The sequence below is a fragment of the Microbacterium sp. CFBP9023 genome (assembly GCF_034045055.1).
Taxonomy (GTDB): Bacteria; Actinomycetota; Actinomycetes; order Actinomycetales; family Microbacteriaceae; genus Microbacterium.
Window position 1 is genome coordinate 1,606,815 of sequence record NZ_JAXCWI010000001.1, and the last position, 21,088, is coordinate 1,627,902.

General features: G+C 67.8%; 22 protein-coding genes and 1 tRNA gene. 11 read left to right on the top strand and 12 right to left on the bottom strand.

Annotated elements, in window-relative coordinates; all coding sequences use genetic code 11:
* Positions 1-28: 28 nt before the first annotated feature.
* Positions 29-529: a hypothetical protein gene (locus SOM10_RS07840; protein ID WP_053098260.1), complete on the bottom strand. Its 501-nt coding sequence runs from the start codon at positions 527-529 to the stop codon at positions 29-31.
* A gap of 145 nt (positions 530-674) precedes the next feature.
* On the opposite strand from SOM10_RS07840, the gene SOM10_RS07845 reads away from it, so the two are divergent.
* Positions 675-1,232 carry a peptidylprolyl isomerase gene (locus tag SOM10_RS07845; RefSeq protein WP_053098262.1) on the top strand — a complete coding sequence of 186 codons (558 nt, stop codon included), beginning with the start codon at positions 675-677 and terminating at the stop codon, positions 1,230-1,232.
* A 21-nt stretch (positions 1,233-1,253) separates the two neighbouring features.
* Positions 1,254-2,156: a rhomboid family intramembrane serine protease gene (locus tag SOM10_RS07850; protein WP_053098263.1), complete on the top strand. Its 903-nt coding sequence runs from the start codon at positions 1,254-1,256 to the stop codon at positions 2,154-2,156.
* A gap of 145 nt (positions 2,157-2,301) precedes the next feature.
* Here SOM10_RS07850 and SOM10_RS07855 read toward each other — a convergent pair whose 3' ends face one another.
* Positions 2,302-2,541, bottom strand: coding sequence for a cell division protein CrgA (locus tag SOM10_RS07855; protein WP_042541028.1), 240 nt, complete (start codon positions 2,539-2,541; stop codon positions 2,302-2,304).
* Between the two features lie 86 nt (positions 2,542-2,627).
* On the opposite strand from SOM10_RS07855, the gene SOM10_RS07860 reads away from it, so the two are divergent.
* The 3 genes from SOM10_RS07860 to SOM10_RS07870 are packed head-to-tail and all read left to right on the top strand — an operon-like array spanning position 2,628 to position 4,264.
* Entirely contained in the window at positions 2,628-3,422 is a 795-nt protein-coding gene (locus SOM10_RS07860) for a class E sortase (RefSeq protein WP_285363569.1), read from the top strand.
* A gap of 21 nt (positions 3,423-3,443) precedes the next feature.
* Positions 3,444-3,599, top strand: a complete 156-nt coding sequence (locus SOM10_RS07865) for a hypothetical protein (RefSeq protein ID WP_167947501.1) — start codon at positions 3,444-3,446, stop codon at positions 3,597-3,599.
* On the top strand, positions 3,596-4,264 hold the full coding sequence (locus SOM10_RS07870; RefSeq protein WP_320489358.1) for an anthranilate synthase component II: 669 nt from the start codon (positions 3,596-3,598) through the stop codon (positions 4,262-4,264). Before SOM10_RS07865 ends, SOM10_RS07870 begins: the two co-directional genes overlap by 4 nt.
* Here SOM10_RS07870 and pknB read toward each other — a convergent pair.
* From pknB to SOM10_RS07905, 7 genes are read right to left on the bottom strand one after another with little or no spacing between them, the layout of a single operon-like run.
* Positions 4,243-5,937, bottom strand: coding sequence for a Stk1 family PASTA domain-containing Ser/Thr kinase (pknB, locus tag SOM10_RS07875; protein WP_053098267.1), 1,695 nt, complete (start codon positions 5,935-5,937; stop codon positions 4,243-4,245). The genes SOM10_RS07870 and pknB overlap by 22 nt on opposite strands.
* Positions 5,938-5,991: 54 nt before the next feature.
* Positions 5,992-7,743 (bottom strand): serine/threonine-protein kinase, encoded by a 1,752-nt coding sequence (locus SOM10_RS07880; protein ID WP_053098268.1) that lies wholly within the window; start codon positions 7,741-7,743, stop codon positions 5,992-5,994.
* Positions 7,740-9,194 (bottom strand): peptidoglycan D,D-transpeptidase FtsI family protein, encoded by a 1,455-nt coding sequence (locus tag SOM10_RS07885; protein ID WP_056275724.1) that lies wholly within the window; start codon positions 9,192-9,194, stop codon positions 7,740-7,742. Before SOM10_RS07885 ends, SOM10_RS07880 begins: the two co-directional genes overlap by 4 nt.
* Position 9,195: 1 nt before the next feature.
* A complete protein-coding gene (locus SOM10_RS07890) occupies positions 9,196-10,581 on the bottom strand; it encodes an FtsW/RodA/SpoVE family cell cycle protein (RefSeq protein ID WP_072590403.1) in 1,386 nt (461 codons plus the stop codon).
* Positions 10,578-11,873, bottom strand: a complete 1,296-nt coding sequence (locus tag SOM10_RS07895; protein WP_053098271.1) for a PP2C family protein-serine/threonine phosphatase — start codon at positions 11,871-11,873, stop codon at positions 10,578-10,580. The genes SOM10_RS07890 and SOM10_RS07895 overlap by 4 nt, the downstream gene beginning before the upstream one ends.
* 7 nt (positions 11,874-11,880) lie before the next feature.
* Positions 11,881-12,411, bottom strand: a complete 531-nt coding sequence (locus tag SOM10_RS07900) for an FHA domain-containing protein FhaB/FipA (RefSeq protein ID WP_320489361.1) — start codon at positions 12,409-12,411, stop codon at positions 11,881-11,883.
* A complete protein-coding gene (locus SOM10_RS07905; RefSeq protein ID WP_053098273.1) occupies positions 12,408-13,136 on the bottom strand; it encodes an FhaA domain-containing protein in 729 nt (242 codons plus the stop codon). Before SOM10_RS07905 ends, SOM10_RS07900 begins: the two co-directional genes overlap by 4 nt.
* A 271-nt stretch (positions 13,137-13,407) precedes the next feature.
* Between SOM10_RS07905 and SOM10_RS07910 the strand changes: the two genes are divergently transcribed.
* Positions 13,408-13,490 (top strand) — tRNA-Leu (locus SOM10_RS07910).
* Positions 13,491-13,576: 86 nt separating this feature from the next.
* Here SOM10_RS07910 and SOM10_RS07915 read toward each other — a convergent pair.
* On the bottom strand, positions 13,577-13,990 hold the full coding sequence (locus SOM10_RS07915; protein WP_320489362.1) for a hypothetical protein: 414 nt from the start codon (positions 13,988-13,990) through the stop codon (positions 13,577-13,579).
* 205 nt (positions 13,991-14,195) lie between these two features.
* Here SOM10_RS07915 and SOM10_RS07920 point away from each other — a divergent pair, with 205 nt between their 5' ends.
* The 4 genes from SOM10_RS07920 to SOM10_RS07935 all read left to right on the top strand — a co-directional run bounded on the left by SOM10_RS07920 (position 14,196) and on the right by SOM10_RS07935 (position 19,409).
* Positions 14,196-14,444: a hypothetical protein gene (locus tag SOM10_RS07920; RefSeq protein WP_320489364.1), complete on the top strand. Its 249-nt coding sequence runs from the start codon at positions 14,196-14,198 to the stop codon at positions 14,442-14,444.
* 19 nt (positions 14,445-14,463) lie between these two features.
* Complete coding sequence (locus SOM10_RS07925; protein WP_320489366.1) at positions 14,464-14,787, top strand: hypothetical protein; 324 nt, start codon at positions 14,464-14,466, stop codon at positions 14,785-14,787.
* A 175-nt stretch (positions 14,788-14,962) separates the two neighbouring features.
* Positions 14,963-16,294: an LCP family protein gene (locus tag SOM10_RS07930; protein ID WP_320489367.1), complete on the top strand. Its 1,332-nt coding sequence runs from the start codon at positions 14,963-14,965 to the stop codon at positions 16,292-16,294.
* Between the two features lie 133 nt (positions 16,295-16,427).
* Entirely contained in the window at positions 16,428-19,409 is a 2,982-nt protein-coding gene (locus SOM10_RS07935) for a hypothetical protein (RefSeq protein ID WP_320489368.1), read from the top strand.
* A 6-nt stretch (positions 19,410-19,415) separates the two neighbouring features.
* On the opposite strand, the gene SOM10_RS07940 is transcribed toward SOM10_RS07935, so the two are convergent.
* Positions 19,416-19,733, bottom strand: coding sequence for a transcriptional regulator (locus SOM10_RS07940; protein WP_320489369.1), 318 nt, complete (start codon positions 19,731-19,733; stop codon positions 19,416-19,418).
* Positions 19,730-20,176, bottom strand: coding sequence for a hypothetical protein (locus SOM10_RS07945; protein WP_320489371.1), 447 nt, complete (start codon positions 20,174-20,176; stop codon positions 19,730-19,732). Before SOM10_RS07945 ends, SOM10_RS07940 begins: the two co-directional genes overlap by 4 nt.
* Positions 20,177-20,279: 103 nt before the next feature.
* On the opposite strand from SOM10_RS07945, the gene SOM10_RS07950 reads away from it, so the two are divergent.
* Entirely contained in the window at positions 20,280-21,077 is a 798-nt protein-coding gene (locus SOM10_RS07950) for a siderophore-interacting protein (protein WP_320489372.1), read from the top strand.
* The last annotated feature ends 11 nt before the right edge of the window (positions 21,078-21,088 follow it).

A 21,088-nucleotide genomic window follows, 5' to 3' on the forward strand; every position in this document is an offset into this window, starting at 1 on the left:
TCAGTGGCCGGGGGCTCCGATGTCGAGGTCACGCGTCAGGTGCGGAGAGCGGGTCGTCTGCGACCCAGAGCTCGTCGTCTGCGCGCAGTGCCTGCCACGCGGCGTAGAGAACGCCGGCCGCTGCGGCGACTCCGAGGATCAGGGCGATGACCGAACCGACGCTCGGGCCCTTCGGCTCGGGCTGAGTGGCCTTCCTGACCTTCTTCACGACGCCTTCGCGCTTGGCGTTCGCGACATCCCACGCGGTGAGCGCGGTGCCGACGACTCCGCCGACGATGGGGACGACCTTGTCGTCCACCACGTGGTGACCGAAGCGGACGCCGCGGTCGACGACCGGTGCGACGCGACGGTTGTAGGTGTCCTGGACGACAGGACCGACCTGCTCGCGACCGAAGTGGCCGAGCTGACGTCCGGCTTCACGCGCGACGTCGGCGGCGTGGCCGACGAGGACCTGCTGGTTCTCCCAGAGCTGGTTGGCGTCGTTCTGAAGACGACGCAGCTCCTTCTTCCGCTTGCGGCTGATGCTCACGATGCTCTCCTGTCGATTGGAGTACGGATTCCCCATCTTGCCACGCGACCGTGTATGGGGCGAGGGAATCGCCGAACCCTTGCGTCGCAGGCCGATGAGCGCTAGACGCGGGCCAACTCATGGGAAGCTCTGCGAGAATGGACCCATGGCTCACGCTTCTCATGTCGCAACCCTGCACACCAACCACGGTGACATCGTCATCAACCTCTTCGGCGACCACGCCCCGAAGACGGTCAAGAACTTCGTCGGCCTCGCCGACGGCACCCAGGAGTGGACGCACCCCGCCACCGGCAAGCCGGGCGAGGGTGCTCTCTACAAGGACGTCATCTTCCACCGCATCATCCCGAACTTCATGATCCAGGGCGGCGACCCGCTCGGACAGGGCGTCGGGGGCCCCGGATACAACTTCGACGACGAGATCAACATGGAGCTCAACTTCAACGAGCCCTACATCCTCGCCATGGCCAACGCCGGTCTGCGTCGCAACGCCATCACAGGCAAGGCCGAGGGCACCAACGGCTCGCAGTTCTTCATCACGACCGACCCCACCCCCTGGCTTCAGGGCAAGCACACGATCTTCGGCGAGGTCGCCGATGACGCCTCCAAGGCTGTCGTCGACGCGATCGCCGCTGTGCCGACGGCTGCGGGCGACCGTCCCATCGAGCCGGTCGTGCTGCAGTCGATCGACATCGTCGCGGCCTGACGCCGACGCTGGCCGATCCGGATGACGACGCCTGAGTTCGCGGACAACCGCGACAACTTCTGCTACCGGCATCCGGATCGGCAGAGCTTCGTGCTCTGTCAGCGGTGCCTGCGCACGATTTGCCCCGAATGCCAGACGCAGGCGGCTGTCGGGGTCATCTGCCCCGAGTGCATGGCCGCAGAGCGAAAGAACCGCAGTCCCGCCCAGAAGCGCGCCGAGCGTCGCTGGGGCGGGCGCGGCGCCGCACTCGCCTCGCGTGGCAGCGGCAAGCCCGTCGTCACGTACTCGCTGCTGGCGATCACGTCGTTCATCGGGCTCCTTCAGCTCATCCCGGGAGTGGGCCAGGCGATCACGGGCCAGCTGCTCTTCGCCGCGGGCTATCTGTATCCGGATCTATCGCTCATGCCGTTCGAACCGTGGCGGCTTCTCACCGCGGTGTTCGTGCATGGCGGTTTCCTGCATCTCGCGCTCAACATGCTCGCGCTGTGGATGCTGGGTCAGAGTCTCGAACCGATGCTCGGCCGAATCCGCTTCCTGTCGCTGTACCTGATCAGCGGACTCGGCGGTTCCGTCGCCGTCGCATTGCTCGCGCCCGGAACCGCGACGGTGGGCGCCTCCGGCGCGATCTTCGGCCTGATGGCCGCCTTGCTGATCATCGGACGGCACATCGGGGCGAACGTGACCGGCATCCTCGTGATCCTCGGCATCAACTTCGTCGTCGGCTTCGTGTTCTCTCAGAACATCGCCTGGCAGGCGCATCTCGGCGGGGCGATCGTCGGTGCGCTCGTGGCGTTCATCCTCACGAGGACCCGACGGCGTGAGCAGCGGACGCTACAGATCGTGCTGCTCGTTGCCGTCGTCGTCGCGCTCGTCCTGATCGTCGCCCTGTTGGTACCGTTCCTGATCACGACGGTTTACTCCTGATCAGAAGTTGTTAACAGGGTTGTTGACCGATGTGAATAACATCTGTGTAATTCTCCCCATGTTGGGGATAACCTGTGGATAACTCAGAAGAAGGCCCCTCTCGCCGACGCGAGAGGGGCCTTCTTCGAAATCGGTGGGGCGGGCGTCAGCGCCAGCGTGTGGTCATCAGGAAGCCGATCAGGGCGATGCCCAGGCCGATCGCAAGGTTCCAGTTGTCGAGCCCCGGGATCGGGAACTGCATGCCCGAGATGTAGAACACGAGGATCCACACGAGACCGAGGAGCATGAAGCCGACCATCACCGGCTTGAACCACACGGCGTTGGGTGCGGCTTCGCCTTCGCTGCGCGGAGCTTCGGGTTCTTCGGTCTTGCGGTCGCGTGCCATTCCCACAGTGTACCCAAGAGTGTCATATCGCGCGGAAAACCAGGGCCGCAGGGCGGGAGTACAGGTCTGGCGGATAGCATGTCGCCATGACTGCATCCGTCGTCTCGGGGGAGCGACGTGCACACCGCCGCCGCCCCCGGTCGCGCGCGACCTTCACCAGCGTGCTCGGCGAGCTGCTGCTCACGGGCGGAGTGATCGTGCTTCTCTTCGTCGCGTGGCAGATGTGGATCGGCGACATCATCATCGCGGCCCAGAAGAACGAAGAGGGTGCGGCGGTCTCGCAGGAATGGGCGAACGCACCCGCTCCCGAGCTCCCACCGGTCGTCGAGACCGACGACGGAGCGACAGTCTTCGAGCCCGTGATCCCCGCCGCTCCGGCCGACACCGAGCTCCTCGGCCAGATGCACGTGCCGCGCTTCGGTGCCGAGTACAACGTCGGCATCTACGGCGGTACGACCCGCGCGCGCACGCTCGACAAGCTCGGGATCGGCGTCTACACCGACTCGAAGATGCCCGGTGAGGTCGGCAACTTCGCGATGGCCGGCCACCGCACCACCTGGGGCAAGCCCTTCAACCAGCTCGACAAGCTCCAGGTCGGCGACGCGATCGTCGTCGAGACGCCTGACGGATGGTTCACGTACCGCTTCCGGACGCTGGAGTACGTCAAGCCCACGCAGACGGACGTGCTGCTCGATGTGCCGCAGATGCCCGGCGTCGCGACGGGGGAGAAGTACATCACGCTGACCGCCTGTTCGCCGCTGTACTCCCTCGCCGAGCGCATCGTCGCCTACGGCGTGTACGAGAGCTTCCAGCCCCGCGCCGAGGGTCCGCCCGCCGCGCTCACCGATCCACCGCCTCCGCCGGCCGCGCCGTCGATCTAGCCGAACGGAAAGAGACGACCCATGTACGCCGCACTCTGGCGCATCCTCCCCGGCCCGTGGTGGCTGAAGCTCTTCATCCTCCTCGTGCTCGTCGCAGCGGTGCTCTACGGGCTCTTCTGGTACGTCTTCCCCTGGGTGAGCCCGCTGATCACCCCGGGCGAGGTCGACCTCGAATGACCCGCGTGCTCGTCGTGGACAACCGCGACAGCTTCGTGCACACGCTCGTGGGTTACCTGCGCGAGCTCGGTGCCGACGTCACGCTGATCGAGGCGGATACCATCGATGCCGCTGAACTCGCGGTGATGCTGCCGGACTTCGACGCGCTGCTGCTCTCTCCCGGCCCGGGCACCCCTGACGATGCCGGCGTCTCCGTCGACGCCGTGCGGCTCGCCGCGAGGATCCGGATGCCACTTCTCGGCGTCTGCCTGGGGCATCAGGTGATCGGCGCCGCGTTCGGCACCACCGTTTCAGAGGCGCCTGAGCTGATGCACGGCATGGTGTCGCCGGTCACGCACGACGGATCAGCGCTCTTCGCCGGCATCCCGTCGCCGTTCGACGCGGGCAGATATCACTCCCTCGCTCTCGCGGAGACCGACCTGCCGGCTGACGTGGCCGTCACAGCGCGCACCGCGAGCGGCACCGTCATGGCACTGGAGCACACCCGTCTGCCCATACTCGGGGTGCAGTTCCACCCCGAGAGCGTGCTGACCGAAGGCGGATACCGTCTGCTCGCCAACTGGCTCGAACTGTGCGGCGACGCACATGCCGTGGCACGCTCAGCGGCACTGCACCCGCTGTCGGGCCCCGACGCTCGTGTGGATCAGCCGGCGGCGACGCAGTAGCGCAGTTCGACCGTCGAGCCGATCGCCACGTCTCCCGGCGCGGCCGACATCGACGACACGGTGGGCGGTTCGGTCGGCGTGCAGTCGATCAGCTCGACCGGACTGGGCGTGAGGCCGATGCGTTCGAGCTCAGCCTGAGCCGCTTCCATCGTCCACCCGGTGACGTCGGTGAGGGTGACCCGGCCGCTCGCGACGACGAGATTCACGATGGTCTGCGGTGCGACCTCGGTGTCGGCCGCCTCGCTGGCTTCCATCACCGTCTCGGCCGCCAGCCCCTTGTCGTTGCGCTGGATGACCGTGCCCAGTTCGAGCCCTGCCGCCGCGAGTGCGTCCTTGGCGGCAGTCAGAGACAGGCCCTCGAGCATCGGGACGACGACCGTCTCCTTGCCGGAGGACACGTAGACCGTCACGGAATCGCCCTCGCTCACGGCGGTGCCGGACGCAGGGTCTGTGCGGGTCACGTTGCCCTCGACGATGTCGTTGCTGGACTCGAGCACCAGCTTCGAGGTGAGATCGAGCTTGCCGAGATCATCCTGGGCGCGCTCGGACGAGACATTGACGAGATCAGGCACCACGCGCGAGCTCGACGGCACGTCGTCCGGGCGCATGCTGAGTGTCCAGACCCAGAACAGCACTGAGGCGAGAAGAACGGCGAGCAGTGCCACACCGGCCCAGATCCACGCGACGGGCGGACCCGACTGCGTGCGGGCCATCGTGGTGTCGGTGCTCAGCTGGCGGAGCGACCGGGCGGTCTCCTGCGCGGCACGCGGATTCGGTCCGTACAGCTCGCTCGTGAGCGCGCCGAGCTCCTTGCGGCTCGGCGCGTGGCCGGAGACCGCCGAGTCGAGCGCAGCGCGGAAGTGCGCGGCATCCGGGTATCGCTGGTAGGGATCCTTGGCCAGCGCGCGCAGGACGATCGGGTCGAGCGCGCCGGGGGAGTCCTCGTTCACCTCGGTCGGAGGGACCGGAGTCTCGCTGACGTGCTGGTAGGCGACGGCCACAGGGGATTCGCCGCGGAACGGCTGACGGCCGGTGAGCAGTTCATAGAGCACGACGCCGGTCGAGTAGAGGTCGGCGCGTGCGTCGACCGGTTCGCCCTTGGCCTGCTCGGGTGAGAAGTATGCCGCGGTGCCGATGATCTGGGTGGTCTCGGCGACCGTCGATGATGAGTCGGACACGGCTCGGGCGATCCCGAAGTCCATGACCTTGACCTGGCCCTTGTCGGTCACCATCACGTTGCCAGGCTTGATGTCGCGGTGCACGACACCCGCACGATGCGAGTAGTCCAGCGCCTCGAGGATGCCGTCGACATAGCGCACGGCATCGTCGACGGGCACCGGGCCCTTGGCGATGATGTCCTTCAGCAGCGTGCCGCTGATCAGCTCCATGATGATGTACGGAGGCTCATCCGTGCTGCTGTCGGTCGTCGAGGGGTCGCCGGCGTCGTAGACGCGGACGATCGACGGGTGCGACATGCGCGACGCGGACTGGGCCTCGAGACGGAATCGCGTGCGGAACGCGTTGTCGCGAGCCAGTTCGGGGTCGAGGATCTTGATCGCCACCGCACGACCGAGCGTCAGATCGTACCCGCGGTACACCTTCGCCATGCCGCCGTGCCCGATGAGCTCGTCGACGCGATAGCGACCCGCGAGAACGCGTGGCTCTGTCGACACGTAGTGACCCCCTGATACGACCTTGTGGATGCTCCAGCCTACGGCGGGAGCGGGTTATTCGCCTGAGTCTCCGCCGTCTGCGTCGCCTTCATCGGCGCCCGGCGCGGCGGGCAGGATGACGACGCCCGGCATGGCATCCGACTGCTCGGACGGCATGTCGCTGCCGCAGAAGACGCGGAACGTGGCGGTGATCGACTGTCCGGCCGTGCCGGGGACGATCTGCGTCGAGAGCACGCTGGGTCCGAAGCTGCGGATGGACTCGCCGGCGTTGCCGCCGGAGAACGTCGCGTTGGTGAGCGTCACCTCGAAGGCCGATCGCGCCGGGGTGCCCGAGGGGCACTCGAAGCTCGGCCAGTTGAGGGTCACGGGCTCGCCCTCGGTGGCGGTGCCGGCGATGGTCGGGGTGCCCGAGGGCTTGCCCACCTTCACCTGCTCCTTGAAGGTCGTCAGCGTGATGGCCGTGCCCTCGGGAACGTTGCCGCCGGGCTGCACGGACTCGACCGTGCCGACCTGGTTCGCGTTGGGAGCGATGGTGTTGCCCACCACGCACTCGGCCTGGAGTCCGGCGTTGGCGGCAGCGGTCTGCGCGGCATCGCACTGCATCCCCACGAGACCGAGAGCATCGACGTCCACGAGCTCGGGCTCGGGCGTCTCGGTCTCGGTCGGTGTCGGCTTCGGGGTCTGCGACACGGTCTCCGACTGGGTCGGCTCGGGATCCGGGTCGCCCTGATTCATCAGGGCGAACACGGTTCCACCGAGCACGATCACGAGCAGTGCGATGAGAGCGATCAGCGGCCACGTCCAGGGGCTGCGCTTCTTCTTCTTCTCGGCTTCCTCCTCGGCCTGCTCGCCGGTGGGCAGCTGGGCCGTCGTGGGGAGGATGCGCGTCGTGCCGTCGTCGCCCGATGCGGTGAGCAGCCGGGTGGCGTCGTCGGAGGCGACACCACCGGTCGCGATGGCCGGCACCGCGATGGCAGCGGAGTTCAGGTCGCCTCGGCGCAGAGCCTGGGCGGCGCGTGCCACGGTGGCCGACGACGACGGGCGGTCGGCGGGCTTCTTGGCGATCATCGCCATGACGAGGTTCTGCACCGGGATCGGCACGGTCGGCGGCAGCGGCGGAGGCTGCTCGTTGATCTGCGCCATCGCGATCGCGACCTGCGATTCACCCGTGAAGGGCCGCTTGCCTGCGAGGCACTCGTAGGCGACGATGCCGAGCGAGTACGTGTCGGTCGCGGGTGACGCCGGGTGCCCCGACGCCTGCTCGGGCGAGAGGTACTGCACGGTGCCCATGACCTGGCCGGTGGCCGTCAGCGGCACCTGGTCGGCGATGCGGGCGATGCCGAAGTCGGTGATCTTGACGCGGCCGTCAGGCGTGATCAGCAGGTTTCCCGGCTTGATGTCACGGTGCACGAGACCTGCCGCATGCGCGGCCTGCAGAGCGGATGCCGTCTGCGCGACGATGTCGAGGGTCTTGTCGGCGCTCAGGGCGCCGTCGCGCTCGAGCACGGTCGAGAGGGCCTCGCCGGGAACGAGCTCCATGACGAGATAGGCGCTGCCGTTCTCCTCGCCGTAGTCGAAGACGCTCGCGATGCCCTCGTGGTTGACGAGTGCGGCATGGCGCGCCTCAGCGCGGAACCGCTCGAGGAACCCGGGGTCCCCCATGTACTCGTCCTTGAGGATCTTGATGGCCACGGTGCGACCGATGACGTGATCCGTCGCCTCCCACACCTCGCCCATGCCGCCGATCGCAATACGCGACTGCAGCTCGTAGCGACCACCGAACGACACACCCTGCGTCGGTCTCATCTGCCCAGCACCGCCTCTATGACCTTCTTTGCAATCGGAGCGGCGATGGTGTCGCCGGATCCTGACTGCCCTTGTCCACCGCCGTCTTCGACGAGGACCGCTACTGCCACCTCGGGGTCGTCCGCCGGCGCGAAACCGGTGAACCACAACGTGTACGGCTTGTTATCGTTCTCGGTCGTGCCGGTCTTCCCCGCCACATCGACCCCGTCTATTCTTGCACCCTGCGCAGCGCCGTTTGAGACGCTCGCGACCATCGACGCCGTGATCTGATCGGCGATCGTCGCATCGGTCGTCTGACCGAACTGGGTGTCGTCGTACGAACGGATGACCGAGAGGTCGTTGCCGATCACCGTGTCGACCAGACGGGGGTTCATCACGACGCCGTCGTTCGCGATGCCGGCCGCCACCATCGCGATCTGCAGCGGCGTCGCGGTGACCTGTCCCTGGCCGAATCCGGTGAGGGCGGTCTGCGCGTCGTCGAGGGCACGCGGGTAGCTCGACGGAGTCGATTCGAGCGGCGTCGAGAAGCTCCGGTTGAACCCGAACTTCTCCGCCATCTCGCGGATCGCGTCATCGCCGAGCTCGACGGCGAGCTCGGCCATCGGGATGTTGCAGCTCAGGCGGATGGCTTCGGAGATCGACACGGTGTCTCCGCTGCCGCACGTGCCGCCCCAGGCGTTCGCGACCGTGTTCGTCGAGCCGGGCAGCTGATAGCGGGCCGGGTTCGGGAGCGTCGAGTCGGGCGTCCAGTTGCCCGACGCGTAGGCCGCGGCCGCCACGACGAGCTTGAACGTCGAGCCGGGAGGGTTGAGGTCGCCGGCGATCGCTCGGTTCGAGAGGGGCTTCGTGGGGTCTTCGTCGAGCTGGTCGTAGGTCGCGTTCGCGGCATCCGCGTCGTGCGTCGCGAGCTGGTTGGTGTCGAACCCGGGGGTCGACACCAGTGCGAGGATGCGCCCGGTCTTCGGCTCGATAGCGACGACCGCGCCGTTGAGGCCCTGCAGAGCGTCGTATGCGGCGCGCTGCGCGGCCGTGTCGAGGGTCAGCTCGACGCTGAATCCGCTCTGCGGCTGACCCGAGAGGATCCGCTCGATCTCGGCGAAGAAGGCGCTCGATCCCGTTCCCGACAGGTCGGCGTTCATCGCCCGCTCGATGCCGGTCGCCGACTGCAGCGCCGGGTTGAAGTACCCGGTGACAGGGGCCCACATCGCGGCATCCGTGTAGACGCGCTGGAACTGGTAGCGGTCGTCCGAGGGGGTCGAGGAGGCGATCGCGACGTCGTCGACGATGATCGACCCGCGCTGGATCTCGTAGCTGTCGAGGAGCGTGCGCCTGTTGTTCGGGTTCTGCCCGAGGGCGTCGGCCTCGACGACCTGGATCCAGCTGGTCGCGGCGAACAGCGACAGGAACATGAACAGCATCACGATGCTGAGACGGCGGAGTTCTTTGGTCATGTCAGCCGATCACCGCCCGGGGTTGGCTGCGGACGCCGTCGGAGATGCGCAGCAGGATGGCCACGATCAGCCAGTTGGCGATGAGCGAGGATCCACCGGCGGCGAGGAACGGCGTGGTCAGACCGGTCAGCGGGATGACCCTCGTCACGCCGCCGACCATGATGAACACCTGCAGCGCGATGGTGAACGAGAGGCCGATGGCGAGCAGCTTGCCGAAGTCGTCCTGACCCGCCAGTCCGATGCGCACGCCACGGCTCACGAAGACCATGTAGAGGCAGAGGATCGCGAACAGCCCGATCAGGCCGATCTCCTCGCCGAGGCTCGTGATGATGTAGTCGCTGTGGGCGAGGGGCGTGACGTCGGGGCGTCCCTGACCCCAGCCCGTGCCGAGAAGGCCGCCGTGCGCCAGCCCGAACAGGCCCTGCATGGGCTGGAAGCCGGCGCCGTCGGGGTCGACCTTCTCGGGGTCGAAGAGGAACAGCCAGTTGACGAAGCGGCCCTGCACGTAGCTGAGGATCTGTGTCGCCACCGCGACACCCGCAGCCACGAGGGCGAGGCCGATGAGCACCCAGCTCGTCTTGCCGGTCGCGACGTAGAGCATCGCGACGAACATGCCGAAGATCAGGGTTCCGGTTCCGAGGTCGCGCTGGATGACGATGATGCCGAGCGAGATCGCCCACACCACCAGAACCGGTCCGAGTTCGCGCATGCGCGGCCACATGATGCCGAGGAACTTCGTGCCGACAGACGTCAGGCTCTCCCGCGTGCGCACGAGATAGCCCGCGAAGAAGATCGCGAGGCAGATCTTGGCGAGCTCGCCGGGCTGGAAGGCGAACATGCCGCCGAGCGACACCCAGACCTGGGCGTTCGCATCGGGGATGCGCAGGCCCGGGACGAAGGGGAGAAGCAGGAGCAGGATGCCGGAGAGGCCGAAGATGTAGGTGTAGCGGAACAGCACCCGGTAGTTGCGCAGCAGGATCACGCACGCGATCGCCCCGGCGAGAGAGATGCCCGTCCACGCGAGCTGCTTCGTCGAGTAGGCGTCCCACCCTGTGAGGGACTTCGCGATGTCGATGCGATAGATCATCGCGATGCCGAGGCCGGTCAGCAGCGTGGCGATCGGCAGCAGGAACGGGTCGGCGGCCGACGCGACGGCACGCAGCACGAAGTGCACGGCGAAGGCCAGAACGGCGAGGCCACCGCCGATCGCCAGGATCATGGGGTCGATCAGACCCAGAGCACCGAGCTGCACGAGCGTGAGAGCGCCGCCACTGAGAGCGACGGCGAAGAGCAGCAGCCAGAACTCGCGGTTGCGCTGCGTCTGCGGCATCCGCATTCTCTTGAGGGCCTTGATGACGCTGGTGTCGGCCGTGACGTCGGTGGTCATCCTGCGTCCTCCGTCGGCGTCGCGGTGGGCAGGGGAGTGGGCAGCGGGGTCTCGCCGATCACGCGGTCGGCGCCGGCCTGGAGTCGCGCGACGATGGCCTCGGCATCCGAGAACGACCGCGCCGTGATCGTGCGCTCCACGGAATCACGTTGGTACGGCGGGAGGTTGGCGAGCAGGATGTCGGTGTCGCGGAGCGGAGTCGACAGGGTGATCGGGCCGATGTTCTGCTGCACGCCCTGGTAGATCACGACACTGTCGTCGTCGGCGCCGACGAAGTAGCGCGTCTGCGTCCAGCTGTAGGCGGCGAAGGCGGCGAACACGAGCATCGCGACGACCACCAGCATCCCGGCGATCCATCCGAGACGGCGGCGCTTGGCGCGTCGACGGTCCTCTTCGATGAGCTCCTCGAGGTATTCGGGGGCCGGCTCGAAGTGGCTGGGCTCGTTCGCGGCCTGGCGCACCGGGTGCAGCCAGTTGCCGCGGGGCGCGCGCACCGGAGGAACGGTCACGTTGGCGGGGTTCGATGCCGAGCCGACGATCGTCGCCGTGCCGGAATGCATCGCGTGCTGACCGCCGACCTCGACGAGGACGATCGTCACGTTGTCGGGGGCTCCGCCGTCGAGCGCCTGCTTGAGCAGGTTGTCGGCCGTGCGGCCAGGCGCCATCCCCATGCGCATCGCCTTGAGGATGTGCGCCTCGTCGACGACGCCCGAGAGGCCGTCGGAGCACAGCAGCCAGCGGTCGCCCGGCTGGGTGTGCATCACGAACATGTCGAGCTCGGGATCGGCGTCCATGTCGCTCAGCACGCGCATGAGCACCGAGCGACGCGGGTGGTATCGCGCCTCTTCGGGGGTGATGCGGCCCGAGTCGACGAGTCGCTGCACGAAGGTGTGGTCGGCCGTGATCTGCGTCACCGCGTCGTCGCGGTAGAGGTAGATGCGCGAGTCGCCGATATGGCCGATGACCGCGTAGTCGTCGACCATGATGACGGCGCTGAGCGTGGTGCCGAGTCCGGCGAGCTCGGGACGGTCCTTGGCGGCGCGGATCAGATCGCCGGCCGCGGTGGTCGCGGCGGCCTGCAGAGAGGCCTGTGCGTCGTCGACCGACGAGTACGGCTGGTCGAGCGGCTCCATCCGGTGGATCGCGATGCTCGAGGCGACGTCACCGCCGGCGTGACCGCCCATGCCGTCGGCGACGACGAAGAGATTCGCCCCGGAGTACCCGGAATCCTGGTTGTTGGAGCGGACCTTCCCGGTGTGGGAGATCGCGGCGCTCGAGCCTTCGAAGACCATGCCGGGGTCAGGCTCGCAGCTCGAAGGTCGTGGCGCCCACCTTGATGGGCGTGCCGAGGGCGAGGGCGACGGGAGCGCCGGTCACGCGCTGGCCGGCCACGAAGGTGCCGTTGGTCGAGTCGAGGTCCTGGATGGCCCAGCTGTCGCCGCGGAGCATCAGACGTGCGTGGTGACTGGACGTGTAGTCGTCGCGGATCACGAGGGCGGATTCGCTGGAGCGTCCGATCGTCAACGTCTCGTTGCCGAGGGGGAGCTCGAGCCCCGCCTTCGGACCGGAGGTGATGACGAGCCGCTTGGCCGTCGCGACCGTCGCGGGACCGGTGCTGGGCTTCGACGACGCGGGGCGCGAGGCCGGGGCGGATGCGGGCGACTGCGTCGGAGCAGGCGACGCCGCCGCGACCTCGGCCGGGAGCTTGCGGACCTTCATGCCGAACAGATCGGCGCGCAGCGAGTAGACGACGCCGAACACGAAGAACCACAGCAGCAGCAGGAAGCCCACGCGCAGCAGCAGGAGGACGAGTTCACTGGGTGTGCTCACGAGATGGCCCCGAACGCGCGGGTCGCGTCATCGTCGCGCGGCCGGGGCGGGCGCGACGGGGTGGCGACGGGAACGATGCGGAACACCAGGTCGGTGCGTCCGATGGTCAGGGTGGTGTCGGAGGGAAGGGCGGCTTCGCGCACCTTCTGGCCGTCGACCTTGGTGCCATTCGTCGAGCCGAGATCGCGCATCATGGCGCGCTCTCCGTCCCAGAGGACCTCGACGTGCTTACGGCTGGATCCGGCGTCGGCGATCGTGATGTCGGCATCCGTTCCGCGGCCGATGACGGTGCGTGCGCGGGTGAGCGAGTGGCGACGGCCGTCGACGTCGATCACGGCCTGCCACTCGACGCGGCCCTCGACGGTTCCTGAGCTGACGTTGACCGTGCCGGTCGCGATCTTGTCGTCACCCTCGAGCGAGATCGAGAGCGGGCCGGAGAAGCTGTAACCCTGCGACTTCGCGTGCTTGGTGAGAAGCGCGTGCAGTTCGTCGGTGAGGGCTCCGCCGAGCCCCTGCATGCGCTCGGCGTCGTCGGTGCTGAGGCGCACGACGAAGTTATTGGGCGCGATGATGCGGTCCCTGCTCACCACAGCCGCTTTGGTGTCCGCTTCGCGCCGAAGGGCGGAAGCGATCTCCACGGGCTGGATGCCGCTGCGGAAGGTCTTCGCGAAGGCGCTGTTCACAGCGCGCTCGAGACCCTTCTCAAAGCTGTCAAGTAGTCCCACTGGGCTCCTCTGGCATGCCGACCGGTAGGCACATCGTAGCGAGGTGTGCTGGGTGAACGCCCTCGCGAGGCGGGAAAACGCCGAGATTCCGGGGGAGTGGGGGAGTGGGATGCGCCGGATGCAGGACCTCGGCACGTCTGCAGGACCGAAGAACATCCTCTCGTCCGGCATCCGTGCCCGACTCCTGCAGACCGCGGCGGCGCCGGTTTCATCGATGGGCGAAACGCGTGATATCTTTGGGAAGTTGAGTTCTTCGGAGCCCGACATACTCGCGCGAGTGGCGGAATGGTAGACGCGCTGGCTTCAGGTGCCAGTGTCCTTATGGACGTGGGGGTTCAAGTCCCCCCTCGCGCACAGCGAGCAGTGAATGAGAGACAGGCCCGGTTCCTTTCGAGGAAGCCGGGCCTTTCTCATGCATCGGCAGACGTGTCGGCGGGGCGTCAGCCTCGGATCGACCGCCGAGCGGCTTCGAAGCGCACCCAGTCGTGGTCGGATGCCGGCGTCAGCTCCCACTCCTCGACGGGGCCGCTCTCCCATGCCGTCGCTGCCACTGCACCACCGGCATCGGTGAGATCCGTCACCACGGCGGCATCGAGCCGGCCTCCGGCGAGCAGCTTGTCCTGCGACGCCTTCTTCACCCGACCCCACCACTCAGGCTCAGGTGTCGCGGTGAGCACCTCGCCCTTCTTCAGGACGGCGGCGACGGCGTCGGCGCCACTGTCGGCGGAGTCGTCGACGACGAGAACGGGCGGGAGCTTCACGCCCAACGCCGCCATCACCGCCTCGCCGAGGGAGTCGAAGGCGCCGGTGCTCGCACGCCGGCTGTCGAGGGTGTGCTCGATGTGGAAGCTCATGGATGAAGGCTACTCACGGTGTGCGGCCGACGCGCCGAAACTCCTCGCTTATTTTGAATGACTAAAAATAAGATACGGTGGGGAGACGACGTGGTGCCGGGGTTGCAGCCCCGGCACCACTGTCCGTGAGACACCACCATCCCTGACTGAGGAGGCTCGCATGAGTCACGAACACGCCCCAGAGTACCCACGCCAGACGCCCTCCATGGAGAAGTCCCTCGGACGGGAGGGGCGCGAGCGCATCATCCGCCAGGCGCTCGAGCGCATCGACGGGGCGCCCGCGCCGACGGTCGACATGATGCAGGCGGCGATGGGGACGGAGTCACAGATCCGCCTCGTGCACGATGTCATCCGCGCCTACCTAGACGAGCACCGGTTCACCGACACGAAGGACTGGGCTCAGAGCCTTCGCGAGCGATCGTCGCGCAGCGATCAGAAGGCGGAGGCGGTCTGAGATGCGAATCGACTCGATCATGCCTCTCTCCCTGTCTGCTTTCGCACAGCACGAGGCCGTCCAGCGCATCACACCCGCCGACCTGCTCGCCACTCCTCCTCGACTGACCGACTCGGGTCGTTTCGTCGGGCGGGTGGACTCGGGTGGTCTCGGCAGCCCGCGCTACTTCGTCGGGGAGTACCGCGACGGGGCGATGCCGAGCGCGCTCGTCCTCGAGTACGGCGCCGCGTCCGCCGGCGACGGGCGAGCGACCCGGGTGTGGAGCCTGGCCGACCGGCGGGGCACCACGCCCGACTACCGCCTCATCCACGACGACTCCTCCCGGGGGTATGTCACGGTGTGAGCGACCGGGCTCACAGCACCCTCGCAGGACTCGCCGCCTCCACGTGTTGGCGCTCAGGCCCCACTCGTGATGGTGTGAGCAGGTGAGATCGCCAGCTTCCCCCCACAGCGACGACCAGAACGACGTCTCGTCAGGCTCCGAACCCGCGTCTCGACCACGTCATCGGCGCGGTCGAGTGATCGGCTGGATCAGCGTCGCCGTCGTGGCCGCCCTGGTCGCCGTGGGCGCCATCGCCTACGGGCAGCTGCAGGGCAACGTCACCACGGCGCCCATCCGCTCGGACGACGGTGAGAGTGAGCCTGAGCTCGCGACGGGCGATCTGAACATCCTGCTGCTCGGGTCCGATTCCCGGGCGCTCGAGTCCGAGGGCTTCGGCGAAGACGACGGCACCGAGCGCAGCGACGCGATGGTGATCGCTCACATCTCGAGTGACAACACCCGCATCGACGCCGTGCAGCTTCCGCGCGACACCGTCGGCGACCTGCCGGCGTGCGACGACAACGGGCGCGGGTCGTATGGCGGCGGCTGGGGGATGCTGAACTCGGCACTGCAGTACGGCCCGGCCTGCTCCGTCGCGGCGGTCGAGCAGCTGACCGGTCTCGCGATAGACCACTTCGTGCAGATGGACTTCGAGGGATTCATCGGCATGGTCGACGCGATGGGCGGCATCGATGTGTGCCTGCCGGAGCCGCTGCAGGACGGGCACGCACGCCTCGACCTGCCCGCCGGCCCCCAGTCGATCAACGGCGACCAGGCACTCGCACTCGCTCGCACGCGCCATGCGCTCGCCCAGGAGAGCGACATCGCCCGCCTCGGGCACCAGCAGATGGTGCTCTCGGCGATCGTGCAGAAGGCCACCAAGTCCGCCGTGCTCGTGCGCCCCGACCGGCTCTACGCGTTCCTCGATGCCGTGACCTCGTCGATGACCGTCGACCCCGGTCTCGGAGCCCTGACCGATCTCGCCGGCCTCGCCGCGCGGGTCGCGAATGTTCCGCTCAGCAGCGTCACATTCCTCACCATGCCGACGACCGAGGCCCCGGAGGACCCCAATCGCGTCGTGCCGACCGCGGACGCCGACGTCATCTTCCGGGCGCTGATCGACGACGTGCCGATCGTGCTCACCACCGACGAGGTGCAGCCCGAGGCGCCGGTGCGCACCGCGCCCGTGCAGATCCTCAACGGTGCCGGTGTCAGCGGTCTGGCGTCCCGCGTCTCCGATGACGCGACGGGCTACGGATACACCGTCGCCGGCATCGCCAATGCCGACCCTGTCGACCTCACGACCATCACGGCCGCAGACACCCCTGACGCCCAGCAGACGGCGCAGGCGCTCGCCGCAGAGCTCGGCATCCAGGTCGTCGTTCAGGTCGGAGACGTCGACGGCGTGCAGCTGCTGCTCGGCGCCGACTACGAAGCGCTCACCTCACAGCCCCGCGCCACCCCGGTGCCACCGCGGCCGGTGGATGCGGTGAACCGCAGCGCCGACACCGACCTCTGCGCCGTCTGAGGCGCGCCCCGGGGCCGCACTCGATGCGACGCGGAAAGAGGCGTCGACCGATATATCGAACCACCGTTCGGTTGACTCATCTCGGTAGGGTGGGCTGCACTCGCCCCTTTTCCCCAGGACGAAGTGGAGCTTCATGAGACAGCGCACGTTCGTCCGAGCCGCCTTCGTGGCTGTGCTCCTCGTCGTGGCGGGAGCGCTCGTCGCCCCGATGACGGCCACTGCAGCGGGCGAGGCGACACTGTCGCTGTTCAAGCGGATCGAGAACCTCGACAGTGGATCGAGCGTCGGTGATCGATCCCTGTGGGATGTGCAGGCCGTCAACGTCGACACCGGCGAGACGTTCCGCGGGCAGGGGCTCAACGGTATCCAGAGCATGAAGATCCCGCCGGGCACGTACGAGATCTCGGAGATCGTGCGGGAGGATACCCCCGGCGGCTACCGCTTCGTCGAGTGGGAGTGCGGCGGCAGCGTGACGAATGAGCCGGTGCGCACCATCACCCTCACCGCAGACCAGCAGCTCACCTGCACCGTCGAGAACGAGGCGATCGAACCGACACTGACCCTGATCAAAGAGGTCGTCGGCGGCAGCGCGGATCCGTCACTGTGGACGCTGCAGGCGCAGGGGCCGATGAACATTCGAGGCCCCGGGAACTCGGATGCCGTGACAGCGCAGCGGGTGCGCATCGGCCAGTACCAGCTGAGTGAGAGCGGGGGACCGTCCGGATACACCGCGAGCGACTGGACGTGCACCGCGACGACGCTTGCCGGCGCGTCCACCCCTCTGCCCGTCGACGCATCGGGACGGATCGACATCGACCTCGACCAATCAGTGACCTGCACCATCCGCAACACGGGATCGGTGCCGCGGCTCACGCTGGTCAAGGAGGTCGAGGGACCCGCCGGAGTGCCCCTCGACGAGCCCACCGAATGGAGTCTGTCAGCTGCCGGACCCACGCCACATTCGGGTGTGACCGGGTCAGCGGACGTGAGTCACGTCGCTGTGGAACCGGGAACGTACACGCTGTCGGAATCCGGTCCGGGTGGATACACGGCGGGCGAGTGGGAGTGCGTCGACCTCGCGACCGAGCCCGCCACTCCGTTGGCCGTCTCGGCGGGGCAGCTCACGATCGAGGGTGACGAGGACGTGCGCTGCACGATCGTGAACGCGTTCGAGGGCGGGTGGCTGACGCTGGTCAAGACCGTCGACGGACCGCAACCTCCTCAGGCCTGGACACTCTCGGCGGACGACGGGGCGGAGCGCATCGAGGGCGTCGTCGGCACCGCATCCGTCACGAACGAGCCGGTCGGTGCGGGAACCTACGATCTCTCCGAAGCGGGCCCCACCGAGGGGTACACGACCGCGGGATGGCAGTGCACCAACTCCACGGGATTCGTCGACGAGGTCACGATCGCCGAGGGCGACGAGGTCACCTGCACGATCGAGAACGTCTCGCAGACCTCGCACCTCACACTGGTGAAGGATGTCGTGAACACCGGCGGGGGAACGCTCGGTCCGGGTGACTGGACGCTGAGCGCAGCGGGGGCGGTGGACTCGGTGTTGGGTGCGAGCGGCACGCCCGCTGTCAGCTATGCGGCGGTCGACCCGGGCACCTACGAGCTCGGCGAGTCCAGCACCGCGGTCGACGCAGGGCTCTATGTGCCGAGCGAGTGGGCGTGCGTCGATGAGGAGACCGGTGGCCCAGCGGTCATGCCCACGGCGACGTCGGTCACGATCGACGGAAGCGAAGACTCGGTCGTCTGCACGATCACGAACACCTGGACGCAGTCGACCATCACCCTGCAGAAGCGTGTGAGCGCCGCGTTCGGAACGCCGCCTCTGCCGAGCGAATGGGTGCTGCAAGCATCCTCCGACGCGGCGACGGTCGCGGGTCAGGCAGGGTCGCCGAGCGTCACCCGCATCCCGATCACCGCCGATCAGACCTGGTCGCTGTCAGAGGTGTCGGGTCCTGACGGCTTCGAGCAGCTCGGCTGGTCGTGCTTCGGTGCGACCGCTCGCGACGGCCAGGTCACCATCCCCGGGGGTCGTGACGTGGTCTGCGAAGTGCTGAACAACGCCATCACTCCCCAGATAACGCTCGTGAAGGAGATCGACGACACGGCCGGCGGAACGGCCTCGGTGAAGGACTTCGTGCTGAAGACGCGTGGACCCGGCAACGCGGCCTTCGCCGGCGAGAGCGGCACGGATGCGGTGACCGGCCTCTTCACCCCGCCGGGTGAGTACGTGTTCAGCGAGGACGGTCCGGCGGGATACGACGTCTCGTGGTCCTGTGTCGGAGCCGATTTCGACGAGTCGACCGAGAAGGCGATCCTCGGCTACGGCGACGAGGCCGTCTGCACGGCCCTCAACGTCGCAATCGCCCCGTCGCTGAGTCTCGTGAAGAGGGTCGAAGGTGGTGACGCCGATCCCGAGCTCTGGACCGTGCGCGCCGACGGCCCCGCCGACCTCGAGGGACTCGGGTCGGTCGATCGCACCGAGGTGTCCGCCGGCGTCTACGCTCTCTCCGAAGCATCGGACGACGGCGCGGCGAGCGACTACTCGGCGGGTGAGTGGGTGTGCGAGGGCGAAGGGTTCCCCGGGGTGAGCGGCGTCCGGCAGACCGGCGACGGCACGGCGGAGCTGACCCTGCCTCTCGCGGTCGACGTCACGTGCACCATCGTCAACGTCTTCGACGAGTCGCCGACTCCTACTCCTACGCCTTCTCCTACGCCTACGCCTTCTCCTACGCCTACGCCTACGCCTACGCCTACTCCGACCCCGACCCCGACCCCGACTCCGACGCCTACGCCTACTCCGACCCCGACTCCGACGCCTACGCCTACGCCTACTCCGACTCCGACTCCGTCGCCGACCGCGTCCCCTGACCCGACCGAGTCCCCTGACCCGACCGAGCCTCCTGGGCCGGTGGATCCGACGCCACCCGACCAGGGAGGATCCGGTGGTGGACTTCCGGGCACGGGCGGTGACGGGACGCTCGCATTGGCAGTGGGCGGTGCTGCGCTGCTCGTGGTCGCGGGTGGCATCGCGCTCATGGTGGTGTCGCGTCGCCGGGCAGCAGGCCGGGAGAGCGACGAGCACGACCTGCTCAGCGACTAGTCGTGACTAGTCGTGACTAGTCGGGCGCGGTGTACGACGGTGCGCGACCGCTGCCAGTCGTCGAAGTTCGTCGACATGTGACCGGAACGCCCGGCGTCCTGCCGGAGTGAGTGAGAGGAGAGTGCGCTGACGCCCGTTCCGCGTGATCTTCACGATGTGGAGGTAGCCGACCTGCTCGAGTGCCTTCGCGTGCTTCGACAGCACGGAGTCGGACACGGCTAGCCGGTCGCGGAGGAAGGAGAACTCCGCGTCATCGACGGGAGCGAGCAAGCCGCACAGCTCCAGGCGCGCGACGGCGTGGATCGCAGGATCGAGTCCACTCATGACGCCGCTTTCATCCGCATCTGTCGGCGCCAGACGTGCATCCAGAGGAAGCCGAGGGCGCTGACGGCGATGCACGCGATCGCGCCCGCGGCGACGTTCATCCACAGTTCTGCCGCAAGGTACGACCACATCGCGGTCGCGGCGAGCACCACCAGCATCAGGGAAGTGACCCACAACGTCGCGCCACCCGTGTAGCCCGACACCCACCAGCCGTGAGTGCGGCGCCACCAGGCGATGAAGAGGGGGATGGCGAGGACGAAAGCGAGTGCGACCACCATCGCCCAGGGCTGCGGGAATCCCTGCGACGCGATGAAGACTCCAGCGCCGGCACCCAGCGCCACGTGATACCAGCCCTCGCCCCGGGGTGCGTCGGCGTATGACGTTGCGACGGCGTCGAGACGAGCCAGTGCATCGGCGTGGGACTCGGTCGGTTCGTTTTCCATAGTGGAAACTTAGCGGTCGCTTTCCATATTGGCAAGTGTGCCGGGTCACCGAACAGGACCGGCAGACTGGAGAGGACTTCCTTCCTCTTCGTCAGGAGACGCAATGCCGGAACAGCCTCGCCGAACCCCCAGCCAAGCCGTGCTCAGCGTGCAGCAGGTCGAGCAGGTCAGCCCCGACCTCGTGCGCATCACGGCCGGAGGCGACGGGTACGAGGCCTTCACCGACAACGTCTACACCGACAAGTACGTCAAGATCCTGTTCGCCGACCCTCGCCACGGGCTCACCCCTCCCTACGATCTCGCTCAGCTGCGGGAGCACAGCCCCGAGAAGCTGCCCACTCCGCGCACATACACGGTGCGAGCAGCGGATGCTGAGCGCCAGCGTCTCGTCATCGACTTCGTCGTGCACGGCGATGAGGGTGTCGCCGGTCCGTGGGCTCGACGTGCACAGGTCGGGGACACGCTGGTCGTCAGCGGCGCGGGCGGCGGCTACCTGCCCGAGCCGGGAGCGCCGTGGCATCTGCTCATCGGCGACCACACCGCGCTCCCGGCGATCTCGTCGGCCCTCGAGGCGATGGACTCGGATGCCGTCGGGCACGTCATCCTCACCGTCGCCGACCCCGGCGACCGCATCCTTCCCGATGCTCCATCCGGAGTGGCGGTGCTATGGACTGACTCCGATGACGAGCTGCTGGCCGTCCTCGCGGAGCTGGCCTGGTCGGACGGGCACCCCGGTGTGTTCGCGCACGGGGAGCGCGGAACCATCAAGGCCGTTCGGGCCCTGCTGAAGCAGCGCGAGGTGCCGAGAGAGTCGTTGTCGATCTCCGCCTACTGGGCGAGAGGCCGCGCGGAAGACCAGTTCCAGGCCGAGAAGCGGGAGCCCATCGGTCAGATCGAGTAGGCGCCGGAGCG